This window comes from Kingella kingae ATCC 23330, assembly GCF_900111845.1.
Taxonomy (GTDB): Bacteria; Pseudomonadota; Gammaproteobacteria; order Burkholderiales; family Neisseriaceae; genus Kingella; species Kingella kingae.
The window spans coordinates 1-855 of the sequence record NZ_FOJK01000054.1; the positions used below are offsets into that span (position 1 = coordinate 1).

The 855-nt window shown below is 45.1% G+C and carries 1 protein-coding gene; it reads left to right on the forward strand.

The genetic code is table 11. From position 1 onward, the window contains the following. Positions 1 to 128: 128 nt before the first annotated feature. On the forward strand, positions 129 to 855 hold a 727-nt coding region (locus BQ5809_RS08080; RefSeq protein ID WP_200778897.1), incomplete at its 3' end, for a DDE-type integrase/transposase/recombinase.

Below are 855 nucleotides of genomic sequence, written 5' to 3' on the forward strand. Positions count from 1 at the left end.
GTACAACCTGATAACATAGTTTACATCACAACCCGAAGACATCGTTTACATTCCATTCAGTAAACCCTCATCAACATACCAACATGAATGATGAAAGTAGCACAATGCCTTGGAATAAAACGAATATCATGCAACAACGTACCCTGTTTATCAAAGCATGGCTCACCAGACGTTACACCAAAGTGGAGCTTTGCAAGCAATTTAACATCAGTCGCCCAACCGCTGATAAATGGATTAAACACCATGAGCAGGTGGGATTTGATGGACTAGCAGAATACTCTCGCCGACCTCTGCATAGCCCCAATGCCACACCACAATGGATTTGCGAATGGCTCATTGCTGAGAAACTCAAGCGTCCCGATTGGGGTGCAAAGAAACTGTTAGATTTATTTGCACGTACCTTTCCAGAACAGCATAAACCAGCAGATAGCACAGGCGATTTAATCCTCGCTCGTGCAGATTTGGTGCAACCGCGTAAACGTCGCCGTAGAGTCAGTGCCGATACACAGCCTTTTAACGATTGCATTGCAGCCAATAGCACTTGGAGCGTCGATTTCAAAGGTCAGTTTGAGTTAGGAAATCACACATTGTGTTATCCCTTAACCGTAACAGACAATTTCAGTCGTTATCTATTGCTGTGCCAAGGTTTAAGCAGTACTCGCAGCTCTCCAGTCATCGCTCATTTTGAGCGGCTGTTTGAAGAATTTGGCTTACCTTGGGCAATCCGTTCTGATAATAGCGCACCTTTTGCCTCAACTGCATTGGGTGGCATTAGCCGATTATCAAAATGGTGGATTGATTTGGGTATTCGCCCCGAACGAATTAAACCAGCACACCCAGAGCAAAATGGGCGAC